At 52.6% G+C, this 3,326-nt stretch carries 2 rRNA genes; both read left to right on the top strand.

The annotated features are described in order from the left end of the window. Window positions 1–175 precede the first annotated feature (175 nt). Window positions 176–3,005 (top strand): 23S ribosomal RNA (locus tag FOY56_RS23120). Between the two features lie 175 nt (window positions 3,006–3,180). After that, window positions 3,181–3,295 (top strand): 5S ribosomal RNA (gene rrf / locus FOY56_RS23125). The last annotated feature ends 31 nt before the right edge of the window (window positions 3,296–3,326 follow it).

Here is a 3,326-nt window from a genome sequence, read left to right on the forward strand (position 1 = left end):
AGAGTTGTCCAAGTCAAGTACACTAACCAGAGCAGTCGCGAGACTGCTCAAATGTTCGCTTCACCGACATGAAGCGAGCGGGAAAATGTATGCTTTTGGTTCAGAAATAGAGGTCAGCGGACGAACCAGCCCGCATATGGCCGCGACAGACGCAAGTCTGTCTCTTTCTGGATCAAATCAAGCGCGAGAAGGGCGTTTGGTGAATGCCTTGGCAGTAAGAGGCGATGAAAGACGTGATACTCTGCGATAAGCCATGAGGAGCTGAGAATAAGCTTTGATCCATGGATCTCTGAATGGGGCAACCCACCTGAAAGCTTCATATTGTTAGCTATGCTAATCAATATGTTGTTTAATCAGGTACTTAAGAACTGAATACATAGGTTTTTAAGAGCAAACCCGGGGAACTGAAACATCTAAGTACCCGGAGGAAAGGAAATCAATTGATACTCCCCTAGTAGCGGCGAGCGAACGGGGACCAGCCGAGCCTCAATTGTGATTAGAATGGTCTGGAATGGCCAACCATAGTGGGTGACAGTCCCGTATAAGAAGCATGAGAGGACGTATTAAGTAGGGCGGAACACGTGAAATTCTGTCTGAAGATCGGAGGACCACCTTCGAAGGCTAAGTACTCCTTACTGACCGATAGTGAACCAGTACCGTGAGGGAAAGGTGAAAAGCACCCCGACGAGGGGAGTGAAACAGTACCTGAAACCGAACGCCTACAATCAGTCGGAGCCCCCTTGAGGGGTGACGGCGTACCTTTTGTATAATGGGTCATCGACTTGGTCTATCTAGCAAGCTTAAGCCGTTAGGTGTAGGCGCAGCGAAAGCGAGTCTTAATAGGGCGAATGAGTTAGGTGGATCAGACCCGAAACCGAGTGATCTAGGCATGACCAGGCTGAAGGTGCGGTAACACGCACTGGAGGGCCGAACCCACACCTGTTGAAAAAGGTCGGGATGAGTTGTGCCTAGGGGTGAAAGGCCAATCAAACTCGGAGATAGCTGGTTCTCCGCGAAATCTATTTAGGTAGAGCGTCATCCGAATACCCCCGGGGGTAGAGCACTGGATGGGTAATGGGGCCCCACAGGCTTACTGATCCTAACCAAACTCCGAATACCGGGGAGTACTAGATGGCAGACACACTGTGGATGCTAACGTCCATAGTGGAGAGGGAAACAACCCTGACCTACGACTAAGGCCCCTAATTCATGGCTAAGTGGGAAAGCAGGTGGGACGACCAAAACAACCAGGAGGTTGGCTTAGAAGCAGCCATCCTTTAAAGATAGCGTAACAGCTCACTGGTCTAAATAAGTTGTCCTGCGGCGAAGATGTAACGGGGCTCAAGCCATGAGCCGAAGTCTAGGATGCCGTAAGGCATGGTAGCGGAGCGTAGTGTGACATAGTTCCTATCCTCATTTGCATCCCTCGGGATGCAGCGGAGGATAAGGAGCTTTCTGTGAAGCCGGCCTGTGAGGGATCCGGTGGAGAGATCACTAGTGAGAATGATGACATGAGTAGCGACAAAGAGTGTGAGAGACACTCTCGCCGAAAGTCCAAGGGTTCCTGCTTAAAGCTAATCTGAGCAGGGTAAGCCGGCCCCTAAGTCGAGGCAGAAATGCGTAGACGATGGGAACCACGTTAATATTCGTGGGCCAGGAGGATGTGACGGATTGTGAAGGTAGTTTGCCCTTATCGGATTGGGCGGGCTGCTGATCAGTTCCTGGAAATAGCCCTCCATCAGACCGTACCCTAAACCGACACAGGTGGACTGGTAGAGAATACCAAGGCGCTTGAGAGAACTATGTTGAAGGAACTCGGCAAAATACCTCCGTAAGTTCGCGAGAAGGAGGCCCGGTTCCTAGGCAACTAGGGGCTGGGGGCACAAACCAGGGGGTGGCGACTGTTTATTAAAAACACAGGGCTCTGCGAAGTCGCAAGACGACGTATAGGGTCTGACGCCTGCCCGGTGCCTGAAGGTTAAAAGGAGGGGTGAGAGCTCTGAATTGAAGCCCAGGTAAACGGCGGCCGTAACTATAACGGTCCTAAGGTAGCGAAATTCCTTGTCGGGTAAGTTCCGACCTGCACGAATGGCGTAACGACTTCCCCGCTGTCTCCAACATAGACTCAGCGAAATTGAATTGCCTGTCAAGATGCAGGCTTCCCGCGGTTAGACGGAAAGACCCCGTGCACCTTTACTACAGCTTCGCACTGGCATCAGGATTGTGATGTGCAGGATAGGTGGTAGGCTTTGAAGCAGGAACGCTAGTTCTTGTGGAGCCACCCTTGAGATACCACCCTTCGCACTCTTGATGTCTAACCGCGGTCCGTTATCCGGATCCGGGACCCTGCGTGGCGGGTAGTTTGACTGGGGCGGTCGCCTCCTAAATCGTAACGGAGGCGCGCGAAGGTTGGCTCAGAGCGGTCGGAAATCGCTCGTTGAGTGCAATGGCAGAAGCCAGCCTGACTGCAAGACTGACAAGTCGAGCAGAGTCGAAAGACGGCCATAGTGATCCGGTGGTCCCGAGTGGAAGGGCCATCGCTCAACGGATAAAAGGTACGCCGGGGATAACAGGCTGATACTGCCCAAGAGTCCATATCGACGGCAGTGTTTGGCACCTCGATGTCGGCTCATCTCATCCTGGGGCTGGAGCAGGTCCCAAGGGTACGGCTGTTCGCCGTTTAAAGAGGTACGTGAGCTGGGTTTAGAACGTCGTGAGACAGTTCGGTCCCTATCTGCCGTGGGTGTAGGATACTTGAGAGGAGTTGCCCCTAGTACGAGAGGACCGGGGTGAACGATCCACTGGTGTACCAGTTGTTCCGCCAGGAGCAGTGCTGGGTAGCTATGATCGGACAGGATAACCGCTGAAGGCATCTAAGCGGGAAGCCCCCCTCAAAACAAGGTATCCCTGAGGACCGAGGTAGACCACCTCGTCGATAGGCCAGAGATGTAAGCGCAGTAATGCGTTCAGTTGACTGGTACTAATGGTCCGATAGGCTTGATTTGATCCAGTAAAAGACAGACTTTTACCAGACCAAACAAAAGCATACACAAACCCCTTGGCTTGGACGTTGATTTTGACACGATCCCGGGCTGGGTCGCAGTTTTTGCACACAAAAACCGCTTACCCCAGCTCGTCGCGATCCGGCTCAGCCGGATACACGACGGAGTTCTTCTTCGGTTTGGTGGTCATAGCACAAGTGAAACACCCGGTCCCATCCCGAACCCGGCCGTTAAGCACTGTCGCGCCGATGGTACTGCATCTTAAGGTGTGGGAGAGTAGGTCACTGCCAAACCTAAAAAGAACTCCATATCTCTCAATACGAT

The sequence above is a fragment of the Falsiphaeobacter marinintestinus genome (assembly GCF_007923355.1).
GTDB lineage: Bacteria > Pseudomonadota > Alphaproteobacteria > Rhodobacterales > Rhodobacteraceae > Phaeobacter_A > Phaeobacter_A marinintestinus.